This window comes from Porphyromonas sp. CAG:1061 (assembly GCF_000435035.1).
GTDB lineage: Bacteria > Bacteroidota > Bacteroidia > Bacteroidales > Porphyromonadaceae > Porphyromonas_A > Porphyromonas_A somerae.
In genome coordinates this window covers 1-1,715 of record NZ_HF988808.1, presented here as the reverse complement: position 1 = coordinate 1,715, position 1,715 = coordinate 1, and the positions used below count along the sequence as shown (strand labels likewise).

Annotated in this window: 2 protein-coding genes; one reads left to right on the top strand and one right to left on the bottom strand. The window is 38.2% G+C overall.

The window, feature by feature from the left end; all coding sequences use genetic code 11:
* Window positions 1-303: hypothetical protein (locus QVO39_RS00095; RefSeq protein ID WP_288171141.1), on the top strand; the 303-nt coding region annotated here is incomplete at its 5' end.
* 367 nt (window positions 304-670) lie between these two features.
* Here QVO39_RS00095 and QVO39_RS00090 read toward each other — a convergent pair.
* Window positions 671-1,441: a hypothetical protein gene (locus tag QVO39_RS00090; protein ID WP_021902493.1), complete on the bottom strand. Its 771-nt coding sequence runs from the start codon at window positions 1,439-1,441 to the stop codon at window positions 671-673.
* Window positions 1,442-1,715: the final 274 nt, after the last annotated feature.

Here is a 1,715-nt window from a genome sequence, read left to right as displayed (position 1 = left end):
GCAACCTCCCCCAACCCCTACGACCTCCCCTCGCGGGAGGTCGGACAACCTTATCTAAGCCTGACCCCCTCGGCCGGGATCATAGAGGTAGGTGATATGCTCTTGTACACAGGTCTTTCGGGGATGACAGAGTTCCACTTTTGTTATGATAGCAAAAGGGTGTATAAAACTATATGGTTGCTTTATCCCTTCAAAAAAGAGAATTCTCATCCTTATCCTCTCACCATAGGAAATTCTCCTAGAGTCGCACTCGTTTTTTACACTGATATAATAATTCTGACCCTTATAAACAAACGAAACTGAACTCTTGGGGATCTCTTTTATCTCTTTTTTTATCGCAGAAGCTATCCATAGCGTGTCTCCATCCAAAGGGTTTCTGCCTATCCCTTGAAATATACATTCTATTTCTCGCTCACACTTTCCATCTATATAGGTTATATGGCTATACAGGCTACTATCTGGTAGGCACTGAGCATCCATCTTACAAGATAGTAATATGACAAATATCAATAAACTGGTTTTTGATAAAATCGTTTTCATCTGCGTCCCTTTCTTCTATTCAAAGTTGATGTCACGAACATTACCGAGTTGTAACTTCTTACGCTGTAGAGTCTCCTGATAGGTATAGGTGAGGTGATAGCTGGCACAAGTTTTTATTTACAGAAAAGATTTATCTGAAATTCAAACATTCTTCTATGCTTAAACCATCAGTCATCCTTTCTTTTCCAAAATTCGTAAATTCAATCGATGATATTTTGTGATTATCTATTGTCAAAAGAAGCATTGTGAAGTCGCCAAGACCTTTTTGGTAATCTACCCCCATCTTTTTATTTACAAAATTTGAACGAACGGCCATTGGGTGTATTATAGCAATATGCTTATATTTCGACAAACAATTTGGAAAGGAACTGTTATTGAGTTCTGTATCCTTTATTAAGGAGTCTATTGTCATTCCCTCCTTTATAACCATATCAATTGCAAGGTCACTTCTTAATATACCCTTGGACAACTGATAGCAAGCAGATATTATGGGAGCCTTTTCGTAAAGAATCGTATCCGACAAAGATGTTGCCCAAAATCCCATGGGGACTTCATCATCAAAATCCAGTTGATATCCCCTATATATTTCCCTAGCCCTCTTCTTGGTTGCTATAGAATAAATATTATTATTAAAGAATCGAGAGTCATCGGATACAATAGTCAAGGTATCACCCATATCTAACACAAGGAAAATTCTATTTTCTACATTTCCTTTCTTAACCTCCCCACTCGAATTCTCCTTCGGCCAAAGTCGAACGCCATAATATGCTACATTACTCTGAGAATAATTTGTTGATATGGAATCAATTGGATGATACATGCTGTTTTGAGAAGATCCCACGCAACAGGAATCAACAAGAAAAAGAAGTTGTAATAAGATTATTGACAAAATATTTTTCATAAAGGAATAGCTACATATGTAGCTTCATTATGTGTTATGTACTTGGTGGTAATAAATATCATACAAGCATATACTATTTAGTTCTAGACTTTAAACTGGTAGGCTCCTGTCAAGTCACGCCCCGTGAGTTCTTGCTGTCCAAAATCCTCCTAATTGCAGGAGGGGCATCGCAAATGTACGAAACTAAATCGTTGAGACCAAATCTTTTGCTGGCGTCATCCCTGGGGTAATCCCAGTACCGACAGGGGTTACGCATTAGAAAGTTCTTACCGTA